Raw genomic sequence first — 25,774 nt, forward strand, 5'->3', positions numbered from 1 at the left:
TATATATCTATTGTAGAATAAACGGGAGCCTTGCGGCAGAGAGTTTCAGAATATAACAAAGAGGAGAAGATCATGAAAGCCGTATTTTTTGATTTGGACGATACACTGTTATGGGATGAAAAAAGCGTCAGAACAACATTCAGGGAAACATGTTTACAAGCGGAAAAAAAATATGGCCTTGACCCGCATACATTTGAAGATGCGGTTCGGAAAGCGGCACGGGAATTGTATATGTCATACGAAACCTATCCTTATACGGTCATGATCGGCATTAATCCATTTGAAGGATTGTGGGCGAATTTTTCCGAGCCGGTCAGCGAAGGATTTAAACAGCTGAATCGGATTGCGCCGGAATACAGACGAAACGCCTGGACGAACGGCTTAAAAAGCGTCGGTATAGACGATGCGGCTTACGGCGAATATTTGGCGGAGTTTTTCGCGGCGGAACGCAGACAGCGTCCGTACGTGTATGATGAAACGTTTGCGGTGCTTGATAAGCTGAAAGGTGTTTATGAATTGCTTCTGCTGACAAACGGCGATCCCAGCCTGCAGAAAGAAAAACTCGCCGGCGTTCCTGAGCTCGCGCCTTATTTTAATGAAATCGTCATCTCAGGCGCTTTCGGAAAAGGGAAACCCGACGCCTCCATATTCGAACATTGCCTCGGCCTCCTGAACCTGAAAAAAGAAGACGCCATTATGGTCGGAGATAACCTCAATACTGATATATTGGGAGCGAAACGGGCAGGTATTACAACAGTCTGGGTAAACCGGACGCAAAAGAAAAATGATACGGACATTGCGCCTGATTACGTGATCAGCGATCTTCACGAGCTGTTTGCGATTATAGAGAAACAAAAAGAAAGATAATTTTATACGCAAAAAAACCCCATTCTGAATGAACGGGGTTTTTTGCATTTCCGGTTATTTTTTCGCTTCGGCTACAGCCTTTTTCACAAAATCGTCCAATGAGACGGTTTCTGATTTCTGCTCGCCGTATTTCCGGACGTTTACCGCGCCGTTTTCCGCTTCTTGGTCACCGACCACAAGCATGTACGGGATTTTTTGCATTTGCGCTTCACGGATTTTATAGCCGATTTTCTCGTCCCGGCTGTCAAGCTCGACACGCAGGCCTTCACGCTGCAGGCGCTCCTGCACTTTTTTCGCATAGTCAAGATGCACGGACGGTGATACAGGAATGACTTGGAACTGCACCGGCGCAAGCCATGTCGGAAGGGCGCCTTTGTGCTCTTCGATTAAGAAAGCAACGAAACGCTCCATCGTTGACACGACACCGCGGTGAATAACGACAGGGCGGTGCTGTTTGCCGTCTTCTCCGACGTAAGTGAGAGCAAAGCGTTCCGGAAGAAGGAAGTCAAGCTGTACAGTTGACAATGTCTCTTCTTTGCCGATCGCCGTTTTCACCTGTACGTCAAGCTTAGGGCCGTAAAACGCCGCTTCGCCTTCCGCTTCATAGTAGTCATGGCCGATTTCGTCCATTGCCGCCTTCAGCATGGATTGCGCTTTGTTCCACATCTCATCATCATCAAAATATTTTTCCGTATCTTCAGGATCGCGGTAAGACAGGCGGAATGTGTAATCACTCAGGCCGAAGTCTTCGTATACGTCTTGAATCAAACGGACCGTGCGGATGAATTCTTCTTTAATCTGGTCAGGGCGGACGAAAATGTGCGCGTCATTTAACGTCATGCCGCGTACGCGCTGAAGACCTGAAAGCGCCCCGGACATTTCATAACGATGCATCGTTCCCAGCTCTGCGATGCGGATCGGAAGCTCGCGGTAGCTGTGAATGTCCTGTTTGTAAATCATCATATGGTGAGGACAGTTCATCGGACGGAGCACGAGTGTTTCATTGTCCATTTCCATCGGCGGGAACATGCCTTCCTGATAATGTTCCCAGTGGCCCGATGTTTCGTACAGGTCTTTGCTTCCGAGAACAGGCGTATAGACGTGCTCATAACCGAGGCTCAGCTCTTTATCCACAATGTAGCGCTCGATCACGCGGCGGATGGTTGCGCCTTTCGGCAGCCAGAGCGGCAGGCCTTGTCCGACTTTTTGAGAGTTGGCGAACAATTTTAATTCTTTGCCCAGTTTTCGGTGGTCACGCTCTTTCGCTTCTTCAAGCATCCGCAAATGCTCTTTCAGGTCATCTTTTTTAAAGAAGGCCGTGCCGTAAATGCGCTGAAGCATTTGGTTTTTGCTGTCGCCGCGCCAGTATGCGCCCGCAAGGCTCAGCAGCTTAAATTCTTTAATTTTGCCTGTAGACGGCACGTGCACGCCGCGGCACAGGTCAAAAAATTCGCCCTGCTCATAAATGGAGACCGTTTCGTCTTCTGGGATGGCATCCAGCAGTTCAAGCTTCAGATTATCGCCGATTTCCGCAAACATGGCTTTTGCTTCATCACGGCTCACTTCTTTTCGGATAATCGGCAGATTTTCACCGACGATTCGTTTCATTTCTTTTTCAATCTTCGGAAGGTCATCCGGCGTCAGCGCCTGCTCCATTTCAACGTCATAATAGAACCCGTTTTCAATGACGGGACCGACACCGAATTTCACATCTTTATAAATGCGTTTAATCGCCTGGGCCAATAAATGCGCCGTGCTGTGCCGCATGATGTTCAAACCTTCTTCTGTGCCTTCTGTAATGATTTCTACGGCACCATCCTCTTGAATCGGCGTTCTTAAATCAATTTCCTGTCCGTTCAGTTTTCCGGCTAAAGACTTTTTCTTTAATCCCGGACTGATGGATGCCGCGATATCTTCTGTTGTTGTTCCTTTCGGAAATTCCTTTACCGCTCCGTCCGGAAATGTGATGTTGATCATATCTGACATCTTCGTCACTCCTTTTTTTATGCAAATCAAAAACCCCGCCCCCTATGAAAGGGACGAGGTTAAATAAACGGAATCGTGGTTCCACCCTTTTTTCCGCGCGGCCGATTGTTTCGGCACCTGCGGCTCTAAACTCTGTAACGGGAGTTCCCGTCAGCTATTACTGGCGCTTCTTCCGGCGTTCACAGCTGAAGTTCAAAGGCGGTAAAGACAATGATCCATAGCTGGAAAGCTTTCAGCCTGGGCTCTCCTCTCTTATAAAGCCGGTATCAATGCTTCATGTCCTTATCAATACGTGTAGCAATCATTAATCTTTTATGTATTATAAAATGTCTGTGAGAAAAATGCAACTCGGTTTTCCGTCTGATTTCGCAAAGACAGCCCTGCCGCTTACACAAGGCCGTCCGTGCGGCTATCCTTCCGTCTTCTCGGCGGCAAACGCGCCCAGCGGAAAAAGGCGCACCCTCTCCTGAAACACGTTTTGAATCGTTCTGGACATCATATGCTCCGGTTTGTCCGTATACAGTTCTACCGTCTCAGGCGCAATGGAGATCAGCGGCGCAAGGAGATGGGAATCTATATACATCGGGTGCTCCCGCACAAACCGTCTGTCTATGTATTTTTTCTGTTCCCGTTCTGACAAATAGCGCAGCTCCCACAGCGTAAAAGCCCGGTCATGTACGATGCGGACTTTCTTCATCCGCGGCGGATTGGATGTCACATAATCTCTCAGAGACTGGATAAAGTTTTGATATTCCTGTTCCATCCGGTATTCATCTATCGCAGCCTCCGCGTATTCTCTGAGCCGCTCATAATACCTGCCGAGCCGGAACGTCTGAAACGAACGCACGGAAAAAACACCCGCATCAAGTGAAATCGTCCGGAGCGCATCTGAAATAAACTGTGTGCGCGGCTCTTTCTTCGGCTCGAACGGATGATCATCAAGCTCTCCTTCCATAATGCTGTGTGCAAGCTGAAGGATTTGCTGCTGTTCATCCTGATCGGTGAAGCAGTATGCATCCTCAATAAGCGAAAGCATATGCTCGTCTTCTTTGCATTCCAAAAAAAACCTGACAAGTATCGGCTCAATAAAGCGCTGAACGCAAAAAGCCGTTTCAGACCTTGCGATTCCGACTTTTTTTATGCCTTCACGGACAATAAAATGTCTCCGGTCGTCCGATTGCTGAATGAGATGTAAAAAAGCGGCGGTATCGTGGTCATCTTCAAAGATCACTTCAAGCATATTTGTCCCCCCTTACGGCATCTGTTACAAGTATATGGGGGATGTTTTTAAAATAGACGTAAAGGTTAGCTTTCACCGCCGAACAAATGGCGCACCTTCTTTTTAAATATAACGGGAAGCGATAAAAATACGATGTAAAGACAGATCACGCCGAGTACGGTCAGCACATTTCCGGACATAAAGCTCGCGCCGAGCACATTCAGGACGATCGTCCCCGGAATGATGCCCGCTGCGGTCGCCAAAAAATACGTCATCGGCCTGACTTTCGATAGGCCCGCGGCATAGCTGATCACATCAAAGTTAACAGGCAGAATACGCAGGATAAAAATATAAAAGAAGCCATTGGTTTTCATCTGTTTTTGAATGGCTTCCATTTTTCCATGACGGCTTTTCTCATTAAAGGCAAACAGCCCCGCCGCAAAAAAAGACGCGGCGGCAGCGCCCATTGAGCCCGCCAGCGTATACATGGTGCCGAAAAACGGGCCGAACGCCAATCCTCCGGCGACGGAAACGATTGATACGGGAAACAGCACAAAAGGCCTGACGATGGAAATTCCGATAAACACAAGCGGCGCAAAAACACCGAACGATAATACCCACAGCCGGATCTCCTTAGGCGACAGATTCAGATATTTGCGGTTTGCCCACAGCAAAAGGCCCGCTCCCGCCGCAGCCGCAGCCCAAGTGACAGCCTTCTTATTCCTCATTCCCTTCAAATCCTTCCCATTGGACGCCGGCATCATGAACGGCGGCGGTTTTCCCCGTCAAGACGGACGGGCGAAGCCAAATATAAAATCCGCTCCATCAGTCTTGCCGCTTTTACTTCTTCCTTTTCTCCCCGCTGTGAATACGTAAAATGATGCTTCAGCTCGTCAGGTGAGAAATTAGACGAGAAGAAAGTGGGAAGCTGCTGGCTCATTCTGTGCTGAAGCACGGTGCCGATGACCTCATCTCTGACCCAGCTTGTCATTGACTCCGCTCCGATGTCATCAAGCATCAATACGGGCGTCGTTTTCACCATATTCAGTTTCGCCTCCAACGACTGATCCTGGAGCGAGTTTTTCAGCTCTCTGACAAATTCGGGAACATATACAATCATTGATGAATACTCTTTTTCCGCCAGTTCGTTAGCAATGGCGGCTAAAATAAATGTCTTTCCGATTCCGAATTTTCCGTACAGATACAGCCCTTTGCCTTTTCCCGTTTCATTATAGCTCTTCAGAAAATCCGTCACATGCTGGAAAATGCCGACTCTGCTCGGATCGGTAATGTCGATCTGCTGAAACGTCGCGCCGAGAAGATCCTGCTGGATATACATGCTCTTCATCAGGGACTTTTGCCTTTTCTGGCGGTCGAGCTTTCTCTTTTCCGGACATTCGTAATATTCAATATCAATGGAACGCCCGTTGATCACAAGCTTCGGATGATAGCCTTCAAGCAGGCTGTTCGTCCGGCTGTCTTTCGAACAGAAGGCGCACTGTTTGCTTTGCTGAACGAATTCGTACAGTTTATTTAACCCTCTGTCAATCATGCTTTGATTGATTACATCTTTCTGTTCCTTCAAAAAAGCCTGGACGTCTTCGTCGGCCATGACTTGCTGCTGCATTCGTTCCAGGCGTTTTTGAAAGTCAGGTCTTTTCGTCACGCCTTCTAAGGATCGGCTGATCGGTTCCATTCAATATCACCCCGCTTCTCTGTCTCAATAGGCAGAGTATTTTTTCAGTTTTTTCATTTCTTCCATCATTTTTTTCTTCTGTTCTTCAAGATCCTGCGCGGAAAGAGCCGGCTGTTCTTGTTTCTTCCCGGTTTCTTCTTTCATCCAATCAGGGCGCTTTTCTTCCCGGACGGTTTTTTTGCCGCGCGCCGCGCCGTTTGTTTTGCCGTCCGCCCAATCAAGATATTGCCTGTGCTCTTCTATTGCGAGCTTCATTGCTTCCCGTACCGTTTTGACTTTCTTTCTGGCCCAGTGGGCGGCGATTTTTTGGATATAGTTTTTGGACAGCTTCATATCCGTTTTCAGCATGACATAATAAATCAGCACATTGGTGACGCCGGGCTCAAGCTTTTGTTCGAACATAATATCGGCGATAATCTGCAAGTCGGCTTTTGACGGCTCGGTCCCGTCCGCAATGTCCTGAAGAAGCTTTCTCGGTGATATGGTCTCAAGCTGTGCGATGAGTTCGCCGTTCAATGAATCGTCCTTTTCCGTCCGGTTTTCTCTCAAGGTGACAGGCTGTGTTTTATCAATCAGTTCCGGAAGCTTACCGCTTCTTTCAATTTGGTACCAGTCGCTGGCCGCTTTCCTCAGCGCTTCGGCCGTTATCGTATCCTGTTCATTAATTGCGGTCATGACGACGTGCTGCATGGAGATAGGATCTATTCCGTATAAATATGAAAGCTTTTTAATGCTCTCCCGCACGTCCTGCGTGATTGATTTACGCGGTATCATCGTTTCTGACAGTCCCGCCATGAAAAGCTCAAAATCAAATACTTCCTCCGTCACCGTATAGGAAGGCGCTTGTCCGACAGACGCCGTCTCATAGTCCTCGGGGAGCTTCATCGCCTCTTCCATATCAGGCGTCATTTTCCATTCACTCGGCTGAAAAGAGGCAAAGGCGTGATTAAACGGACGGGTAATTTCCCTTGCGTCCGCGCCGACGGAAGGGTGCGTGTAAAATTGTCTCAGCTGCTGGTATTTCGTTTTACCGACTCTGTTATAAAGAAAGACATTCAGCATGCCGTCTTCAAAAAAATCATTCGGTCTGAGCGGGGGCAGCAGCTCATAAATAAACATCCGCTCTTTTTGCTCGGACTCCCGGATATACACTTTCAGCAGCCCGATTCCTTCAAGCTTTCCCTGTTCATGATGAATCTTTTTTAAATTTGACTGCATCATGCCCATCAGCTGCCTGTGCGTGGATTCCGCTCCCCACAAGCGGTTCTGCTCAAGCTCCCCCCATAAGGTCATATAAAGGGAGAATGCAAAAGAACCGATCAGCGGCTGGTACAGATGTGTCAAAACCTGTCTGTCGACATCCTGAAGAAGCGAACGGCTTTTGACCGTATAAGGATCTACAGGCAATACGTCATTCCAATAGTCAGCCATGATTCTCAAACCTTCCGATATGTTTCTACTCTCATTTTACACCGTTTCTGCGATCTATCAAATGCCAATTTTGCTCATGAGAAAAGAGCCAGACACAATCTCTTAGCTCTCTCAGCGTTCTTTCTTTATTAAATCTTTCAATTCATCGATAAACACGTTTATATCCTTAAACTGCCGGTAGACGGAGGCAAAGCGGACATAAGACACCTCATCGATTTTCGCCAGACGGTCCATTACCATTTCTCCGACAAGTTCGCTTTTGACTTCAGATACACCTTGGTTTCTCAGCTCTTTTTCAATGTCAAAGCACATGTCTTCCAATGTTTTTAAAGGAACGGGCCTTTTTTCACAAGCTTTAATTAACCCGCGCAGCATTTTTTCACGGCTGAATTCTTCCCGGACGCCTTCTTTTTTCACGACGATCAGAGGCATCTCTTCAAACTTCTCAAATGTAGTGAAGCGGTAATGGCAGGCTTCGCATTCCCGCCTTCTGCGGATTGATTTCCCTTCGTCCGCAGGCCGTGAATCAAGTACGCGGGAACCGTTGTGCTGGCATGAAGGACATTTCAAATTGGATCAGCTCCCATCTGTTTCGTTGCTGTAATGCGGTTCGCAAGCTTCCGGTAAATGCCCGCCAACGTTTCTAGGATGAGCCTATTTGTTGGGAGAGCCGATAGACCGGCCTTATCTTTTCTATTTTACAAAAAAAATGCTTAAAGAAAAAGCAATGCTGTTTTTTTACATTAGAAAAGGAGCATCAGCTTCAAAGCGCGTAATGGCTTTTTCAGCTTAGCTCCCTTGTGTTTGCGTTTTGAAAATTACAGTACTTTCGCTTGTGCCTGTTTAATCTGTACAGGCCCCATTCCTCTCGGTATTTCAATGTTTTCTCTTGTATCTGCATGTAATGCGTCCGCAATGTAATCCGCAGCCACATTAGGATCCAGGTCTCCACAAGTATAAACATCAATGCTTGCATATCCGTGTTCAGGAAAACTGTGAATCGTTAAATGTGACTCAGAGATAATAACGACTCCGCTTACGCCTTGCGGTGCAAATTTGTGAAATGCGACCTCGCGCACTTCAGCTCCTGATTTCAAAGCAGCATTTACAAACGTTTTTTCAATAAAATCCATGTCATTGAGCTTATCAAAATCGCATCCCCACAGCTCGGAGATGACGTGACGCCCCATTGTTTCCATAATCATGGACCCCCCTTAACAAGAATTAAAAAAGTGAATTTCCGAGAACTGACCCGGCCATTTACCACGGGGGAAAGTTAGTCCGGAGAGGTCCTAACCCTTTAAGTAATTCCGAAGCAGTCACGAGCAAGAAGTTCACGAAAGATAGTATACTGTGTTTAAGTTTATTTTGCAAGGTGTGTTTTTTGCGAATATGCCGTTAAGGGTTTTTTTCTAACAAATGTCCATGATCTTTAGTCTACACAGCTGACGGGTGTTTCATTCGCGCGGCGACGTGACGGATAAGATCAACGACCCGGCAGGAATATCCCCATTCATTGTCATACCAGGCGAGCACCTTTACTTTTCGGTCTTCCATCACCATCGTTGTCAGACCGTCGATGATCGCAGAGTGTGAATTCGTATTATAATCCGAAGAAACGAGCGGTTCATCCGAATAATCAAGAATTCCGTACATCGACGTTTTTGCGGCTCTTTGGAAAGCGGCGTTCACTTGCTCGGCCGACACATCTGTTTTCAGATCGCAGACAAGGTCCACTAATGACACATTCGGAACGGGAACACGCAAAGCGAGACCGTGAAGTTTTCCTTTCAAATGAGGCAGCACGAGCGACAGCGCTTTGGCGGCGCCTGTAGAAGTCGGAATGATGGATTCTCCGCACGCTCTCGCCCTCCGCAGATCTTTATGCGGATTGTCGATATTTTTTTGATCATTCGTGTAAGCGTGAACAGTCGTCATCAGGCCGCTTTCAATCCCGAATTCCTGATCAAGCACTTTGACGACCGGCGCAAGACAGTTTGTCGTGCAGGATGCATTTGAAATAATGACATGTTCATCGGGATTGAACTGCTCTTCATTTACTCCCATGACAATGGTAACGTCTTCATTTTTGCCCGGAGCCGTTAAAATGACTTTTTTCGCCCCTGCTTCAATATGGCTCATTGCTTTTTCTTTTGAATTAAATTTCCCCGTTGCCTCTACGACGATGTCTATTCCGCATTCTTTCCACGGAAGCTCTCTCGGGTCCCGGCGATTGAACAGCATAATATGTTTTCCGTTGACGATCAGGCTGTCGTCGGAGGTCTCAACTTCTTGATCGTATTTGCCGTGAATTGTGTCATACTTTATCAAATGAGCAAGCGTTTCCGGGGGATAGCTTGCATTAATGGCTGTTATTTGAATTTGATCATCTTCCATTGCTTTTCTGAACACCATTCTTCCGATTCTTCCAAACCCGTTGATTGCTACTTTTACCTTCATGCTCAGGTCACCCCTTTTTAATATGCCACTCTAATTTACCTTTATTTATATATAGTATAACACATTAAAAGAAATCCGCCAGTACAACTTGATAAAAATCCACCCTTATACCGATCAATATGTTGTTCAATCGGTTTTTTTGCATATAAAATGATCTTTCTTCCATAAAAAAAGCAGGATCAGCGTCTCAGGCTGCCTGCTTTTTTCTTATATTTGTCCCGGTTCTTTAAATTTGTCATTTAAAATGCTGTCCTCTAAAACGGAAGACACCTCGCCGTACCGTTTAGCAATATGCATCGCGCCCCAGTCGCACAGCGCGTTTAAAATTCTTTCCAGACTGTGCCCGTATTCACTCAGCTCGTATTCCACTTTCGGCGGCACCTGATTGTACACGATCCGGTTGATGACGCCGTCAGCTTCCAGCTCCCGCAATTGCTGTGTCAGCATCTTCTGGGTGATGTCCGGCATAAGCCGCTTCAATTCGCTTGTCCGTTTTTTCCCGCGCATGAGGTGGCAGAGGATCACACACTTCCATTTTCCGCCGATCACTTCAAGCGCCGCTTCTACGGATATATTGTATTTTTTCTTCAGCAACGGTAATTCCTCCTCATCTATAGGAACTAAAAAGTGCCTATGGCACTTAAAAGTACGTTCTTTTCAATGACACTTCTATCGATCATAATGACATTTGCCGGCTGAAAAGGAATGTACTCTTATACTTATATCGTTTACCCGGCATCATTTCAACCATACATTATCGTTCAAGGAGGAAAACAGATGTCTTCACATCGCCAAAGCTATTTACCAGCGCTGCTGGCATTAGCCGTCAGCGCTTTTGCGATCGGCACAACCGAATTTATCAGCGTCGGGCTGCTGCCGCTTATATCTCAAGATCTGCATATACCTGTGACAACGGCGGGACTTACCGTTTCCATGTATGCTCTGGGCGTGACATTCGGCGCGCCGGTTTTAACGTCTCTTACATCCGGCATGTCGCGGAAAACGCTGCTGCTCTGGGTGATGTTAATTTTTATCGCCGGAAATACACTCGCAGCGAGCGCTTCCTCAATCGGCGTCTTACTGGCGGCACGGGTTATTTCGGCTTTTTCCCACGGCATTTTCATGTCAATCGGGGCAACAATCGCCGCCAATATCGTGCCGGAGCATAAAAGAGCAAGCGCGATTTCCATCATGTTCACGGGGCTGACGGTGGCTACGGTGACCGGCGTTCCGTTCGGCACCTATCTCGGCCAGCAATTCGGATGGAGAATCGCATTTGCCGTCATTGTGGCGGTAGGAATCATCGCATTCCTCACAAACGCGCTCCTCGTTCCGTCGCATTTGCGCAAAGGGACGAAAACCGCATTTTCCGAGCAGGTCAAACTCGTCACAAACGGCCGGTTATTGCTTTTATTTATCATTACCGCGTTAGGCTACGGCGGAACGTTTGTCGTGTTTACGTATTTATCTCCGCTTCTTCAGGAGGTAACCGGTTTTCAGAAAGAAACCGTCGCGGCCATCCTGCTCGTTTACGGAATTGCGATTGCCATCGGAAACATGATTGGCGGCCGTTTATCAAACCGAAATCCGCTGAAAGCCTTGTTTTATATGTTCATTGTCCAGGCTGCTGTGCTGTTTGTTCTGACTTTTACCGCGCCGTTTAAAACAGCCGGGCTGATCACCATTATTTTCATGGGGCTGTTGGCGTTTATGAATGTGCCGGGGCTTCAGGTATATGTTGTGATGCTGAGTGAACGTTTTGCGCCAAGCGCCGTTGATACAGCATCAGCCTTAAATATCGCGGCATTTAATGCCGGAATCGCGATCGGCTCATTTGCCGGCGGAATCATTACAGACTCAATCGGAATCATTCATACCGCTTGGATCGGGGCGCTGATGGTGCTCAGCGCGGTCGTATTAACCGGATGGAGCAGGAAGCTTGAAAAGCGGGATCGCACTGCCCTTGAAAGGAGGTGAGTTTTTCTTCAGCGCATTTTGATTGTTTCAACAGACAACTAATAGGAGGAATATATACATGACAACACATTTACAAGCAAAAGCAACATTGCATAACGGAGTAGAGATGCCTTGGTTCGGCATCGGAGTTTTCAAAGTAGAGGAAGGCGCGGAACTCGTCAACGCGGTGAAAACGGCATTGGTGCACGGCTATCGCAGCGTTGATACCGCCGCGATTTACGGAAATGAAGAAGGTGTCGGCGAAGGCATCCGCCAAGGGCTGCAAGAAGCGGGATTAAAACGTGAAGACATTTTTGTCACGTCAAAAGTATGGAATGCCGATTTAGGATATGAAGAAACGTTAAAAGCGTTTGACACAAGCTTAGAAAAACTCGGTTTAGATTATTTGGATTTATATTTGATCCATTGGCCTGTCGAAGGAAAGTACATCGATGCGTGGCGGGCGCTCGAAACCCTCTACCGGGATGGACGCATTAAGGCGATCGGGGTCAGCAATTTCCAAATTCACCATCTGAAACATCTCATGAAAGAGACGGAAATCAAGCCGATGATCAACCAGGTGGAGTACCATCCTCGTCTGACACAGAAAGAACTGCTTGCTTTCTGCACTGAAAAAGGCATTCAGCTTGAAGCGTGGTCGCCATTGATGCAAGGTCAGCTGCTTGATCACACCGTCTTACAGGAAATCGCTGAGAAGTACGGCAAATCAGCCGCTCAAGTGATTTTGCGCTGGGATTTGCAAAACGGTGTCATCACCATTCCGAAATCAACGAAAAAACACCGTATTGAAGAAAATGCAAATGTCTTTGATTTCGAACTGTCAGCTGACGATATGAAGCGGATTGATGATCTGAACGAAAATCTCCGTGTCGGTCCGGACCCTGACAATTTTGATTTTTAACCAGAAGAACACCGTTCGGCTTTCCGAACGGTGTTTGTTTATGCCCAGCCGCTCAATACTTCCTCAAGCTGGTGCTTTGTATATTCAAGACTGCCGCTGTTATCAATGACGGCATCAGCTTTTTTTGTTTTATCCGCTAAAGGCATTTGCGACGTTATCCGGCTCATCGCTTCTTCTTCTGTAAGGGAATTCCGCTCTATCAGCCGTTTAAGCTGAATGTCTGCCGGTACGGTGACGACGAGCACCTTGCCGACAAGATAATCAAGCCCGCTTTCATACAAAAGCGGTATATCCAAAACGACGAACTGCTCTTTTCGCGCAACGGCTTCATCCCGCTGTTTCAGCATTTCCGCACGCACCGCCGGATGAACGATCTGATTCAGCTTCAGACGCTTCTGTTCGTCAGTGAAAACGATAGAACCGAGTTTTTTTCTGTCAATATCGCCATTTTCCAGCAGGATGTCTTTTCCGAATGCTTCCACAATTTGTCCGTAAGCCGGCATTCCTTTTTCCACCGCCTGTTTTGCGATGGCATCCGCATCAATGACTGTTATTTTTTTGTCGATCAGCATACGCGCTACCGTGCTTTTGCCGCTTGCGATGCCTCCCGTTAAACCGATGACCAAGCTCAAAAAGCCCACTCCTTCTTACATTTTCCAAATCCCGATGATAATCAGCAGGACTCCCGGCAAAAATGTCATTTTATCTATCCAATTCCATCTTGAAAGCAAATGCCCCGCATTTATGCCGAGTGAAACAAACAGCGAGCTCATCAGCCCGACAGTCACGCTCATCATAACCGGAGAAAAGCCGAGAATGGCCGCTCCCAGCCCGGCGCCAAACGCGTCAATGGATAAGGCGATACCGAGCAGAAACGCCTCGACTCCATTAATGGTTCCGGATTGATCAATATCGGCGCTGGTCGGTTTTTTCAAAATATGAATGACGATGCCGAGCGATTTCACTTCAAGATTAAGTAACGTTTTTTCATGCAATAAGTAATCCGGCTCTTTAGCCGGTTTGAAAAATTGCCAGATGACCCATGCCCCGATTCCGATTAAGATCAGTCCGCCCAGTTTCTCCGTGACGGATACGGGAAAAATCTTTGTCAGAAAATGGCCGATCAGCATGGATATAAACATCACAGAGGCTGAACAGCAAGCGATCACGGCAATCGCTTTGAACGGGATTTTCATTTTTCTCAAACCATACGTAAACCCGACTGAAAAACTGTCCAAGCTGACAGCAAAAGCCAAAAGCAGCAAAGAAACAATCTCCATATCCGTTTCTCCCTTTCTCTTGATCGGCAATTGTGACATATGCCTATTGGGTGAATCACAATATATATATGGAGAAAGGTCATCAACTGTGTTAGAAAAAAGTCATTCTGCTGCCGCCTGCTTGAACCGCTTCAGTTTATGATTTTTTTTGGCAGCGGGCGCAAAAATGCGTACCCCTTCCGCCGACCACGATTTTAGAAATCATCGTGCCGCACGTTTTGCACGGTTCATCCTTTTTGCCGTATACGTAATGTTTGAGCTGAAACATTCCAATTTCCCCTTGAGAATTGATATAAGACCGGACGGTGCTCCCGCCCGCGTCAATCGCTTCCTGAAGGGTGTCTTTAATTTCTGTATGAAGCGTTTTTATCTGCCCGTCTGACAGACTGTTCGCTTTTGTCTCTGGATGAATACGCGCCCGGAATAAAGCTTCATCGACATAAATATTGCCGAGGCCGACGACCGCTTTTTGGTCGAGCAGGGCTGTTTTCACCGCGCGGTTCGTTTTTGCAAGCCGCTCTTTTAAATAAGCAGCGGTAAATGCTTCATCATCGGGTTCGGGCCCGAGCTGTGAAAGCGGTAATGCATTCTGTTCCTCTCCCGGCGCAAACAAATGCATCGTGCCGAATTTCCGGACATCCCGGTAGCGGAGCTGTGTTCCGTCCGTCATGTGAAACACGACGTGCACATGTTTATCGTCAGGCTCATCGGCCTGATGAAGACCGTATTTCCCCTCCATCCGCAGGTGGGACACCATGACATAATGATCCAGATGGAAAAGCAAAAACTTTCCCCTTCTTCCGATGGATCGGATTGTTTCTCCTGCAATCTGCCGCGCGAATTCCTCCGGCTCGGCGGGTTTTTTGATGATATTCGGCCATCTGATATCCGCCGATTCAATCGTTTTCCCCTTCACAAGACCGGTCAGAGTGCGCCGGACCGTTTCAACTTCTGGTAATTCCGGCACAATCATCACTTCCTTTTTCTCTGTTTATTTTGCATCGTACCAAGACGGCCCTGAAGCATAATCCGCCTTCAGCGGCACGTCTAATGCCAAAGCATGCTCCATCACTTCAGGAACCAGCTTCTCTAATATTTCAATTTCTTCCTTAGGCGCTTCAAAAATCAATTCATCGTGCACCTGAAGCAGCAGTCGCGCCTTCAGGTTTTTTTCTTTCAGCTCAGCTGCCATGTCAATCATGGCTTTTTTAATAATATCGGCGGCGCTTCCCTGAATCGGCGTATTCATGGCCGTCCGTTCCGCAAAGCTCCGCAGGTTGAAGTTGCGGCTGGTCAGCTCAGGAATATAGCGGCGGCGCTGCATAAGTGTCGTGACATATCCTTTTTGCTTCGCTTCCTGCACCGACTCTTCCATATACGCCTTGACGCCCGGGAAGCTCTCCAAATAGCGGTCAATAAAAGCGCCCGCTTCTTTCCGGGTGATGCCGAGGTTTTGCGACAGCCCGTAATCACTGATGCCGTAAACGATGCCGAAATTGACGGCCTTTGCCTGGCGGCGCATCGCTTGTGTCACTTCATCTTCACTGACATGAAACACGTCCATGGCGGTTTTTGTGTGAATGTCCATGTCATTCGTAAACGCTTCGATCAGATTTTCATCTTTTGAAATATGCGCAAGCACCCTTAATTCAATTTGTGAATAATCGGCGGCGAAAATAAGCCAGTCCGGTTCGGACGGTACGAAAGCCTGACGGATTTTCCGCCCTTCCTCCAGCCGGATCGGAATATTTTGCAGGTTCGGATCCGTTGAGCTGAGGCGTCCGGTTTGAGTCAATGCCTGATTGAATCGTGTATGCACCTTATGAGAATCCTTGCGCGTGACCTTCAGCAGCCCTTCAATATAAGTTGATTGGAGTTTGCCGATTTGTCTGTATTGCAGAATGTGCGCGACGATATCATGTTTGTCTGCGAGCTTCTCAAGCACATCGGCTGAAGTGGAATAGCCTGTTTTTGTTTTCTTTACTGGCGGCAGGCCGAGCTTTTCAAACAGAATGACGCCGAGCTGTTTTGGTGAATTGATGTTAAACGGCTCACCGGCGATGTCATGGATTTTTTCTTCATATTCTTTCAGCTTTGCCTTGAGCTCTTCGCCCATTCGCTTCAGTCTTTCAACATCCACTTTGACGCCCATTGATTCCATTTCTCCGAGAATTAGCGCAAGCGGGAGTTCGAGATCTTCATATAATTCAAGCTGATTATTTTCTTCCAGCGCGTGCAGCAGTTTGTCACGGAGGCTGTTAACGGCAGACGCTTTCCGCGCGAGATGATCGGCAAGCTCTTTTTCAGCCGGAACGGCGCGCTTTGCGCCTTTTCCGTAGACCGCTTCATCTTTTGAAACGATATTCAGCCCGTATTCTTTCGCTACGCTCGCGACATCGTCGTACGAATTGCCCGGGTTTATAATGTAGGCAGCAAGAAGCGCGTCAAATTCCGTTCCCTTCAGCTCAATTCCCTGCCAGCGCAAAGCGACGACGGAACGTTTGCTGTCGAACACCCACTTTTTCATCGATTCATCTTCAGCCCAAGATTTAAAAGCTTCAGACTGAATGGCGATTTCTTTCGGAATATAATAAAGACCTGTTTCATTCACGATGGAAAAGCCGAGGATCGGTTCTTCGTGATAGTTATCACCGATTTGTTCAACAACCAAAGCGGACGGCGAAACGAGCATATCTTCAGTGATTTCTTCTGCCGTTTCAACATTGATGTCTTCAAAATTTTCTTCCGCCGTTTCGCCGCTTTCTTCACCGAGCCGCTCAAGAAGCGTATTAAAACCGAGGTCTTTAAAAATGGCAACAACTTGTTCACGGTCAAACCCTTGGTAATCTAAATCTTCGGGCTTGACTTCAATCGGCGCATTTGTCATAATCGTCGCCAGCTCTTTGCTCATCAGGGCTTGTTCCTTATATTCTTCAAGCTTTTCTTTTAATTTTTTTCCGCTGACTTCATCAATGGAATCAAGCAGTTTCTCAACCGAATGGAACTGCTTTAAAAGCTTAATCGCGGTTTTTTCTCCGACGCCGGGGACGCCCGGTATGTTATCGGATGAATCCCCCATTAATCCCTTCATATCAATGATTTGCAAAGGGGTCAGACCGTACTTTTCTTGCACGTGCTCCGGCGTGTAATCTTCCACGTCAGTAATGCCTTTTCTCGTAATGGCAACGGTCGTTTTCCCGGTTGCAAGCTGGGTTAAGTCCTTGTCCCCCGAAACTACCTTTACTTCGAAGCCTTCTTTTTCAGCAGATACGGCAAGGGTGCCGATAATATCGTCCGCTTCATATTCAGGAAGCTCGTAGCGGCTGATTTTGTAGGCATCAAGGAGCTCGCGGATGAACGGCATCTGTTCTGAAAGCTCCGGCGGCGTTTTTTGTCTTCCGCCTTTATATTCTTTAAACGTGCTGTGGCGGAAAGTGGTTTTCCCCGCATCAAAAGCCACCAGCATGTGGGTCGGCTTTTCATCTTCCAGCATTTTCATTAAAATCATCGCAAACCCGTATACGGCATTTGTATGGATGCCTTTTTCATTGCTTAAAAGCGGCAATGCAAAAAACGCCCGATACGCCAGACTGTTTCCGTCGACAAGCACTAATTTTTTTCGTTCCGTCATTCAATATCCTCCTAAGAGCAAAAGCTCGTCATTCCTCTATTTTTTAATCTCACAGCTTCTCTTATTTTAACAAAGTTCAATTTGAAAGGAAAATGAGCGAACCCCGTAAAAACGCAAAAAAGGACGGGAACAAGAAAACACGTTCCCGCCGTCAAAATTGGCTCCTTGGATGAAGGGGTTCTGTTATATCCTAACAAGATAGGTTTAACAGGTCATGAAGAAATTGTTAATCCTTTGTAAAGCTGGTCACGCTTCCGGCTGCCGCTTCAGCGTCACGGTAAATACAGTCCCCTGTCCCGGCTCGCTTGTGACCTCGATTTTACCTTCATGGGCTTCTATTAAGTGCTTCACGATGGCGAGGCCGAGCCCGGTTCCTCCCGAGTTGCGGCTTCTGTCTTTATCCACGCGGTAGAATCTCTCAAATATCCGCGGGATCTCTTCCTTCTGAATGCCGATTCCCGTATCGGACACTTTGATATCGACAACGGTTTCTTTCACATGTACCGAAATCCCCACCGTCCCTTTTTCAGGCGTGTAGGTCAGGGCATTGTTCGCCAGATTCAAAAATACCTGCTTCAGCCTGTGCGCGTCACCCGTCACAAAAATCGGCTCTTCCGGGAGATCGAGCTGAAAGCTGATGCCTTTTTCCTCAGCCTTATGCCGCAAAAGCGCTTCAATTTCATGCAGAATTTTTGCGGCGTCAAAGGACTCTACGCGCATCGTAAAGTTTTGCTGCTCCATCTTGGATAAATCCAGTAAATCCTGCACGAGAGATTGGAGCCGCTCACTTTCTTTCAGAATGATAGACAGAAAGTCTGAAAGCGCCTTTTCGTCTTTCATCGCTCCGTCTAACAGTGTTTCCGTAAAGCCTTTAATCGAGGTGATCGGTGTTTTCAGTTCATGGGAGACATTGGCGACGAAGTCCTTTCTCATCTGCTCCAATTTTTTAATTTCCGTCATATCGTGAAAGACGAGGACGATGCCCTTCCATTCATCGTCAGGCCCCATGATCGGAACGCCGTCAACTTCAAAGTAGCGCCGCTCAATGTTGATGGGAAGTCTGAGCAGCTGGCATTTTTTCGTCTCCGTCATAAAAATGTCTTCGACAAGCCGAATGATCTCCTCATGTTCAAACGCATCATGGTAAAGACGCCGAAGCAGACGTTCAGGCTTTGTATGAAACTGCTTCGTGTATGACCGGTTCACGAGATTGATAAAACCTCTCCCGTCTATTAAAATCAAACCGGATCCGATATTTTCAATGACGGTTAACAGACGATCGCGCTGCATATCCTGCGTTCTCGTCATTTCCATTAAATCGACCGCCAGGCTGTTCATCGCACGCCCGAGACGGTCCGACCGCCTTGCGTAACCGCTGTAGGAGCGGGCGTCATAATTCCCCTTGGACAGCTCCGTCGCCACTTTTGTCGCGGCGTCGATTGATTTTTTGTAACGGGACGTCATGTTTGTATAAAAGAAAACGATAATGATAAAAGCGGTACAAAGACTTGCTGCCAGCATGCCCCACATTTCTCCGGTAACGCTTGAACCGCCGTTGATCTCAGAGGAAACGAGTACATACCCCGCAATTTTCCCGGCGTCATTTTTTACGGCAGTGCCGCGGATGACTTTGCTTTTCGACTGTACGGCTTCCTCGCTTTTATTGTGAGAAATGAACTCCTTTACGGCTGAATCATCAGCATGACTGCCGGAATGATATACGGCGTCACCCTTCTCGTTGAGCACGGCGACGTTTATACCGAGGGTGCGGCCGGCGTCACGGATTACCGTTTCATTGCTTTTATTGCCGATTCGGCCGGTGTCAAGAAGGCCCGCTATGTATACCGATTCCTTTTTCAGCTGATCCGCCGTTCTTTCTTCAGCGGATGAAGAAATAAGCTGCTGTAAAAAAAGGCCGAGAACACTGAAAACCAATATGATACATACAACGAGTAAAGCGAACAGACGCACACGGACTTTATTCATTCATTTTTGGCTCCTCCAGTTTATACCCCAAACCTCTGATTGTTTTAATATAGATGGGTTTTTTGGTATTTGATTCGATTTTGTCGCGCAGATGACTGATATGAACGTCAACAATCCGGGTATCCCCGGCAAAATCATAGTTCCAGACCGCGCTCAGCAGAAGATCTCTCGTCAGCACTCTTCCCTTTTGTTTTCCCAAATACAGAAGCAGTTCAAATTCTTTAGGCGTCAATTCCAGCTGTTCTGACTTGAAGTACGCTTCGTAATGCTCCGGAAGAATTTTCAGCTCGCCGATGAGGATCTGCCCGTCCTTTTCCTCTTCTCTGCCTTGAGACAGCGAAGAAATGTCAGCCCTTCTTAAAATGGCTTTCACCCGCGCAGTGACTTCCCGCGGACTGAACGGCTTTGTCATGTAATCATCCGCTCCGAGCTCCAGTCCCAGCACCTTATCAAACTCCTCATCTTTTGCTGTCAGCATCAAGATCGGAACCATCATTTTCTGCTGTCTGAGCTGTTTACAGACGTCGATTCCGTCCACTTTCGGCAGCATGACATCCAGTACGATTAAATCCGGATTTTCATTCTCTGCCAGCTCCAGAGCCTCTTCACCGTCTGATGCGGTAATGACATCATAGCCGGACCGTTCCAGATTATACTGTAAAAGAGTAACGATAGATTGTTCATCATCTACAACTAAAATTTTTTTGTTCATGCTGCGCCCTCCGCTGTCTATTTTCCCCGACATCCAATTTTCTCTATTTTATGTGCTGCATATCACTTTATGATTTCATTTTATCCAATACTGCCCGTTCAGACAATTCGCCTTTTTGATCATTTTCAGAGAAAGGATCGCTCAGGGAAAAAGAAAACGCTTTCATTAATTGTAAAAAGAGGAAGGCTTCTGATTCGGAAGCCTTCCCTTTTTTCTTATGACAATACTTTCATCACGTTTTTGACAGATTCAACTGATTTACTCAGCTGCGCTTTTTCATAGTCTGTCAGTTCAAGCTCGATGATTTGCTCTAGGCCGTTTCCTCCGATAATCGTCGGTACGCCTAAGTAAATGCCTTCATGACCGTATTCGCCTTCTAAGTAAGCGATGGTCGGAAGCACGCGGCGCTGATCTTTCAAAATGGCTTCTACCATTTCAGTCAGTGATGCAGCAGGCGCGTAGTAGGCGCTTCCGTTGCCGAGAAGGTTGACGATTTCCCCGCCGCCTTTTCTTGTGCGTTCTACAATCGCATCAAGACGGTCTTTCGGGATAAGCGTTTCAAGCGGAATGCCGCCCGCATAGGAATAACGGACGAGAGGAACCATGTCGTCACCGTGTCCGCCAAGAACAAAACCGGTCACATCTTTTACAGACAGGTTTAATTCTTCAGCGACGAATGTTCTGAATCGCGCAGTGTCAAGCACTCCGGATTGTCCGATGACGCGTTCTTTCGGGAAGCCTGATTCTTTGTACACCGCATATGTCATCGCATCAACAGGGTTTGTCAATACAACGATAATGCAGTCAGGAGAATATTTCACGATCTCACGTGTGACGCTTCTCATGATTTTTTCGTTTGTAGATACGAGATCATCACGGCTCATGCCCGGTTTTCTCGCAATTCCGGCTGTGATGACGACGATATCAGAACCGGCTGTGTCCTCGTAGTTGGACGTGCCTGTGATTTTCGCGTCAAATCCTTGAACCGGACTTGCTTCGAGCATGTCTAGCGCTTTTCCTTTTGTCGGGTTTTCTAATTGCGGAATATCAACGAGCACAACGTCCGCAAGCTCTTTTTGAGCTGTCAGAAAGGCTGTTGTCGCTCCCGTAAATCCTGCTCCGATAACAGAAACTTTACTGCGTGTTTTTCCCATGATTCTCTTCTCCTTTTTTGGCTTCATTAGAAGTCTGCTTTAGGTTCAGTCCATGTTTTTAATTAGCTCTTCACCAAACTCTGAACATTTCACTTCAGTTGCATCGTCCATTAATCTAGCAAAATCGTACGTTACTACTTTTGAAGCAATCGTTTTTTCCATAGATTTAATGATCAAGTCAGCAGCCTCATTCCAGTTCAGGTGTTCAAGAAGAAGCACTCCTGAAAGGATGACGGATGACGGGTTGACTTTGTCAAGGCCGGCATATTTAGGAGCCGTTCCGTGAGTCGCTTCGAAAATCGCATGCCCTGTTTCATAGTTGATGTTCGCTCCCGGCGCGATTCCGATTCCGCCTACCTGAGCGGCAAGCGCATCAGAGATATAGTCTCCGTTTAAGTTCATTGTCGCCACGACGTCGAATTCGCTCGGACGAGTCAAGATCTGCTGAAGGAAAATATCAGCGATGCTGTCTTTGACGATGATTTTTCCTGCCGCTTCCGCGTCGCTCTGCGCTTTATCAGCCGCTTCTTTTCCGTCTTTTTCGACAATGCGGTCATATTCAGCCCAAGTGAATACTTTATCTCCGTATTCTCTTTCGGCAAGCTCGTAGCCCCAGTTTTTAAATGCCCCTTCAGTGAACTTCATGATGTTTCCTTTGTGGACAAGCGTGACAGACTTACGGCCGTTTTCGATCGCATACTCAATGGCAGCTCTGACTAAGCGGCTTGTGCCTTCTTCAGAAACAGGTTTGATGCCGATTCCTGACGTTTCAGGGAAACGGATTTTGTTAACACCCATTTCATTTTGCAGGAAGCTGATCAGCTTTTCAACCTCTTCAGAACCTTTCGCATACTCAATTCCGGCATAAATATCTTCCGTATTCTCGCGGAAAATGACCATATCCGTATCTTCAGGTCGTTTGACCGGAGAAGGCACTCCCGTGAAATATCTGACAGGGCGCAGGCACGTAAACAAATCAAGCTCCTGTCTCAGCGCCACGTTCAGAGAACGGATACCGCCGCCGACCGGTGTCGTCAGAGGGCCTTTGATGGCGATGAAGTACTCTCTGATGTCTTCCAGCGTTTCGGCAGGAAGCCACTCACCTGTTTTATTATAAGCCTTTTCACCGGCATAAACTTCTTTCCACGTGATTTTTTTCTCGCCTTTATATGCTTTTTCAACAGCGGCTTCCAATACTTTAGAAGCGGCGTTCCAAATATCAGGGCCTGTGCCGTCGCCTTCAATAAACGGGATAATCGGATTATTTGGTACGTTTAATACTCCATTAGAGACTGTAATTTTTTCACCTTGTGACACAATATTACCTCCCAGTATGTAATTCATATTTAGAAAACATTTTATTTTTCTTGTATAGAAAATAAAATGACTTTTCTCAAGATTCTATCAAAATTGTAAACCAATCCGGGCTTGATTAACAAGAGGCTAACGACATGAAAATCACCAGCCTCCCGTTTGATCAGGCTCTTTCATCAATCGGAACAAAAGTCTGCTTATCCGGACCCGTGTAATCAGCGCGCGGGCGGATGAGGCGGTTGTTATCGTACTGTTCAAGAATATGGGCGATCCATCCTGACATTCTGCTGACCGCAAAGATCGGCGTGAACAGATCGTGATCAATGCCGAGACTGTGGTATACAGATGCGGAATAGAAATCAACGTTAGGCGGGAGTTTTTTCTCCGACGTTACGATTTCTTCGACACGGATTGACATGTCGTACCATTTGCTTTCACCCGTCAGATTCGTCAGGCGTTTGCTCATTTCTTTTAAGTGTTTGGCGCGCGGGTCTCCATGCTTATACACACGGTGTCCGAAGCCCATTACTTTTTCCTTTTTCTCCATTTTGCTGCGGATATAAGGCTCGGCGTTTTCCACCTCGCCGATTTCTGTCAGCATTTTCATGACGGCTTCATTAGCTCCGCCGTGAAGCGGCCCTTTTAAAGCGCCGATGGCAGCAGTGATGCCTGAGTAAATATCAGATAAGGTGGCGACACATACTCTCGCCGTAAATGTTGATGCGTTCAGCTCATGATCCGCATGAAGAATGAGCGCTTTGTTAAACGCTTCCACTTCGATCGGAGAAGGCTCTTCACCGTTTAAGGTGTAAAGGAAGTTCTCCGCGATTCCGTACTCTTCCTTCGGTTCAACAGGATCAAGTCCTTTGCGGATTCTTGAGAAAGCGGCGACAATGCCCGGCACTTTCGCCTGCAGACGGATGGCTTTTCTGTAGTTCGCTTCCGGATTCATAACATCGGCTTCACTGTCAGTCAGACCGAGTAATGAAATCGCCGTCCGGAGCGCAGCCATTGGATGTACGTTATTGAGGGGATAGGATTTGAAGTGCTCAATGATTTCTTGTGGAACGGCAGCTTCTTTCGCAAGCTGTTTTTTCAGTTCAGCAAGTTCCGTTTTATTCGGCAGGCGCAGATGCCACAGCAAATAAATGATTTCTTCAAAACTTGCATTCTCTGTCAAGTCGTCAATATCGTACCCTACATATGTAAGGGTATCGTCGATAATAGAGCTTACAGATGATGTTGTTGCTACAACCCCTTCAAGACCGCGTGTTGCTGTCATATTCAACCTCTCCTTTTCAATCAAAATTCCCCTTTAAAGAGTATATAAAACATACGGCTTACTTAAAATGAGTCATGCAAACAATCCCTTTCCCCTTTAAGAAAATGCTTACATTTCACTGGTTGCGGTTACATAACCGATATGCTTATAGAGGAACATAACAAATTCTTATAAGCTTATTTAAGTTTAAGCCTATTCTTATTATAAACAATAATCTGATTAATTTGTAGACTTTTAACTAAAAATGTTTTAAAAGCCCTATATATCAAGGCTTCGCGTTGATAAATTTAATCGGTTGCTTTCAGGCGCTTTGTAAAACCATGTATTCTTATTGGGGGAGTTTTAGGGGAGTTTAAAAGGACAACGCACCACTACCCGGGTTATTCACAAATGAACGCCAGAAAGAGCGCAAAAAAAAGCCCTGTCTGGGGCTTTTTTTATGTGCCTACTGGCCGCTCTGCTAATTTTAGAGTACCCACCGGGCGCTCTGTTATCTTAACATCTGATGATGCTTGATTAATCTTGACTACAGCTAAACCACTTAACGTAACAAAGGTTAGGGCTGCACAAAGAATAATTTTTTTCAATTATAATCCCTCCAGGTGCTTCATTTTCTTCTCGGCTAAAATAGCATGTTTAGAAAATTCAAGCGCCTCTTTAAAGAGTCCATGCTTCTCACAGTGTTCTGAAATAATCAAAGAAAGATCAAAAACGCTATCAAGGTCATTTACTTCGTACAAGTAAGAAATACCACCTCGACAAGTTTCAATGCTTTTCCTCTGATCCTGCTGCAGAAGTCCGTAAATAATATTTATTTTAGCCTCATACACCTTATTCTCTTTTCGTTTAAAATATTCCTTTGTCTTTTTATAATAATATGGCATTTTATTTACATCCCCTATTTTATAAAGCTCTTTCAAAAACATATACAGGGAATTTATATAATATACCGAGCCCCTCCACTCTTTATTTCTGATGGCTTTTTTCAAGGCATTTATACAGTCTTGGGGGCGGTTTGCTGCAGAATATGTAAGACTTAAATTATGATGTATTAAAGCTGTGAAAAGTGAATCGTGAAGAACTCTCGAAATTCTGATTGCTTCTAAATAACTTTCCTCCGCTTTTTCATAAAGTCCTAAATCAGTGTAGTTTTGTCCAACAATCATAAGAGACGTGGCGAGCTTTCGTTTATAGCCTTCATTTTCTCTATAAATTTGTAGCGCATCATTGATATAATTCAAAGAAATTAGACTCTGCCGCAGCATCATATACATAGACGCCACTTTCGAATAAAATTCAGCCCGCTCTATACAATCGGGTATATCCTTCAATTTTTTCTCTGCTATTTTGAATAAAGTAATTGCTTTCTCAAAGTTCCTTTTATGCGATTCATATAACGCTTCAAATAGAAAGAAATAATATTCAATCATATGGTCTGTTTTTTTTATTTCATCAGCGTGGTTTTCATTAAAATATGAATGGGGCGGAAGCTCCTCCCCTTTCACCTGATACAAAAGCATTTTGTGCCTTTCCTCCAACAAAGAATAATACATCAAAACTTCCTGATCCTCTTCCATTTCATCAAACAATGGTTTGATCTCTTCAAAATATCTCTCAGCAGACTCAGCGTCTTGTTGTTTTATCGCGATATACCAATCATTTAATATATTTGCAACACATTCAGAAGCCAGTTTACTCATCAATAAACCCCTCTTTCTACAAATATTCTAAATTTTCTCAAATAATATTCTAGCATACTTTTAACATAAAATGTAATTAATAGGAGTTTTTTTCGACATCGCGCAATTTTCCCTTTCGACATCGCGCAATTTCAAAAAAAGGCTATTGACCCACTTTTTCAGAACGGTATTATAGCGG

At 46.2% G+C, this 25,774-nt stretch carries 23 protein-coding genes; 3 read left to right on the forward strand and 20 right to left on the reverse strand.

All coding sequences use genetic code 11. From position 1 onward, the window contains the following. The first annotated feature begins 72 nt into the window (after positions 1–72). On the forward strand, positions 73–867 hold the full coding sequence (locus NYE28_RS15090) for an HAD family hydrolase (protein ID WP_015240354.1): 795 nt from the start codon (positions 73–75) through the stop codon (positions 865–867). Between the two features lie 54 nt (positions 868–921). Here the strand turns inward: NYE28_RS15090 and thrS are convergent, their stop codons facing one another. From thrS to NYE28_RS15135, 9 genes are all read right to left on the reverse strand, one after another. Continuing rightward, the gene (thrS, locus tag NYE28_RS15095) at positions 922–2,853 is read right to left on the reverse strand and encodes a threonine--tRNA ligase (protein WP_342490153.1); all 1,932 of its coding nucleotides are present in this window, start codon (positions 2,851–2,853) and stop codon (positions 922–924) included. A gap of 409 nt (positions 2,854–3,262) precedes the next feature. Further along, on the reverse strand, positions 3,263–4,093 hold the full coding sequence (gene ytxC / locus NYE28_RS15100; protein ID WP_015240356.1) for a putative sporulation protein YtxC: 831 nt from the start codon (positions 4,091–4,093) through the stop codon (positions 3,263–3,265). Positions 4,094–4,158: 65 nt separating this feature from the next. Then, positions 4,159–4,800 carry a TVP38/TMEM64 family protein gene (locus tag NYE28_RS15105; protein WP_025285089.1) on the reverse strand — a complete coding sequence of 214 codons (642 nt, stop codon included), beginning with the start codon at positions 4,798–4,800 and terminating at the stop codon, positions 4,159–4,161. Positions 4,801–4,832: 32 nt separating this feature from the next. Then, complete coding sequence (dnaI, locus tag NYE28_RS15110) at positions 4,833–5,768, reverse strand: primosomal protein DnaI (RefSeq protein ID WP_012118157.1); 936 nt, start codon at positions 5,766–5,768, stop codon at positions 4,833–4,835. Positions 5,769–5,792: 24 nt separating this feature from the next. Further along, entirely contained in the window at positions 5,793–7,199 is a 1,407-nt protein-coding gene (locus tag NYE28_RS15115; protein WP_076425087.1) for a replication initiation and membrane attachment family protein, read from the reverse strand. Between the two features lie 111 nt (positions 7,200–7,310). Beyond that, a complete protein-coding gene (gene nrdR, locus NYE28_RS15120) occupies positions 7,311–7,769 on the reverse strand; it encodes a transcriptional regulator NrdR (RefSeq protein ID WP_003152473.1) in 459 nt (152 codons plus the stop codon). 248 nt (positions 7,770–8,017) lie between these two features. After that, positions 8,018–8,398, reverse strand: coding sequence for an adenosylmethionine decarboxylase (speD, locus tag NYE28_RS15125; protein WP_003152471.1), 381 nt, complete (start codon positions 8,396–8,398; stop codon positions 8,018–8,020). 238 nt (positions 8,399–8,636) lie between these two features. Then, entirely contained in the window at positions 8,637–9,659 is a 1,023-nt protein-coding gene (locus NYE28_RS15130; RefSeq protein ID WP_007408083.1) for a glyceraldehyde-3-phosphate dehydrogenase, read from the reverse strand. Positions 9,660–9,866: 207 nt separating this feature from the next. Further along, positions 9,867–10,253 carry a winged helix-turn-helix transcriptional regulator gene (locus tag NYE28_RS15135; protein ID WP_003152469.1) on the reverse strand — a complete coding sequence of 129 codons (387 nt, stop codon included), beginning with the start codon at positions 10,251–10,253 and terminating at the stop codon, positions 9,867–9,869. A gap of 183 nt (positions 10,254–10,436) precedes the next feature. On the opposite strand from NYE28_RS15135, the gene NYE28_RS15140 reads away from it, so the two are divergent. Both NYE28_RS15140 and NYE28_RS15145 read left to right on the forward strand, forming a co-directional pair. Further along, positions 10,437–11,636 carry an MFS transporter gene (locus tag NYE28_RS15140; protein WP_038464123.1) on the forward strand — a complete coding sequence of 400 codons (1,200 nt, stop codon included), beginning with the start codon at positions 10,437–10,439 and terminating at the stop codon, positions 11,634–11,636. Positions 11,637–11,694: 58 nt separating this feature from the next. After that, positions 11,695–12,537, forward strand: a complete 843-nt coding sequence (locus NYE28_RS15145; RefSeq protein ID WP_342490154.1) for an aldo/keto reductase — start codon at positions 11,695–11,697, stop codon at positions 12,535–12,537. Positions 12,538–12,575: 38 nt separating this feature from the next. On the opposite strand, the gene coaE is transcribed toward NYE28_RS15145, so the two are convergent. From coaE to NYE28_RS15200, 11 genes are all read right to left on the reverse strand, one after another. After that, a complete protein-coding gene (gene coaE, locus NYE28_RS15150) occupies positions 12,576–13,169 on the reverse strand; it encodes a dephospho-CoA kinase (RefSeq protein WP_032871712.1) in 594 nt (197 codons plus the stop codon). A gap of 15 nt (positions 13,170–13,184) precedes the next feature. Continuing rightward, positions 13,185–13,817: a sporulation membrane protein YtaF gene (ytaF, locus tag NYE28_RS15155; RefSeq protein WP_047936014.1), complete on the reverse strand. Its 633-nt coding sequence runs from the start codon at positions 13,815–13,817 to the stop codon at positions 13,185–13,187. 136 nt (positions 13,818–13,953) lie between these two features. Continuing rightward, positions 13,954–14,784, reverse strand: coding sequence for a DNA-formamidopyrimidine glycosylase (gene mutM, locus NYE28_RS15160; RefSeq protein ID WP_025285093.1), 831 nt, complete (start codon positions 14,782–14,784; stop codon positions 13,954–13,956). A gap of 24 nt (positions 14,785–14,808) precedes the next feature. Continuing rightward, positions 14,809–17,448 (reverse strand): DNA polymerase I, encoded by a 2,640-nt coding sequence (polA, locus tag NYE28_RS15165; protein WP_032871711.1) that lies wholly within the window; start codon positions 17,446–17,448, stop codon positions 14,809–14,811. 246 nt (positions 17,449–17,694) lie between these two features. Next, complete coding sequence (locus tag NYE28_RS15170) at positions 17,695–19,434, reverse strand: ATP-binding protein (RefSeq protein WP_025285095.1); 1,740 nt, start codon at positions 19,432–19,434, stop codon at positions 17,695–17,697. Beyond that, complete coding sequence (locus NYE28_RS15175) at positions 19,427–20,146, reverse strand: response regulator transcription factor (protein WP_337681016.1); 720 nt, start codon at positions 20,144–20,146, stop codon at positions 19,427–19,429. The genes NYE28_RS15170 and NYE28_RS15175 overlap by 8 nt, the downstream gene beginning before the upstream one ends. Positions 20,147–20,361: 215 nt before the next feature. After that, entirely contained in the window at positions 20,362–21,300 is a 939-nt protein-coding gene (mdh, locus tag NYE28_RS15180; protein ID WP_003152455.1) for a malate dehydrogenase, read from the reverse strand. Between the two features lie 45 nt (positions 21,301–21,345). Next, positions 21,346–22,617 carry an NADP-dependent isocitrate dehydrogenase gene (icd, locus tag NYE28_RS15185; protein WP_342490155.1) on the reverse strand — a complete coding sequence of 424 codons (1,272 nt, stop codon included), beginning with the start codon at positions 22,615–22,617 and terminating at the stop codon, positions 21,346–21,348. Between the two features lie 160 nt (positions 22,618–22,777). Then, positions 22,778–23,896, reverse strand: coding sequence for a citrate synthase (gene citZ, locus NYE28_RS15190; RefSeq protein ID WP_007613059.1), 1,119 nt, complete (start codon positions 23,894–23,896; stop codon positions 22,778–22,780). 437 nt (positions 23,897–24,333) lie between these two features. Then, positions 24,334–24,483 carry a PhrK family phosphatase-inhibitory pheromone gene (locus NYE28_RS15195; RefSeq protein WP_164463356.1) on the reverse strand — a complete coding sequence of 50 codons (150 nt, stop codon included), beginning with the start codon at positions 24,481–24,483 and terminating at the stop codon, positions 24,334–24,336. Further along, entirely contained in the window at positions 24,484–25,596 is a 1,113-nt protein-coding gene (locus NYE28_RS15200; RefSeq protein WP_025285096.1) for a tetratricopeptide repeat protein, read from the reverse strand. Positions 25,597–25,774: the final 178 nt, after the last annotated feature.

The organism is Bacillus sp. FSL R5-0443 (genome assembly GCF_038608285.1).
Classification (GTDB): Bacteria; Bacillota; Bacilli; order Bacillales; family Bacillaceae; genus Bacillus; species Bacillus velezensis.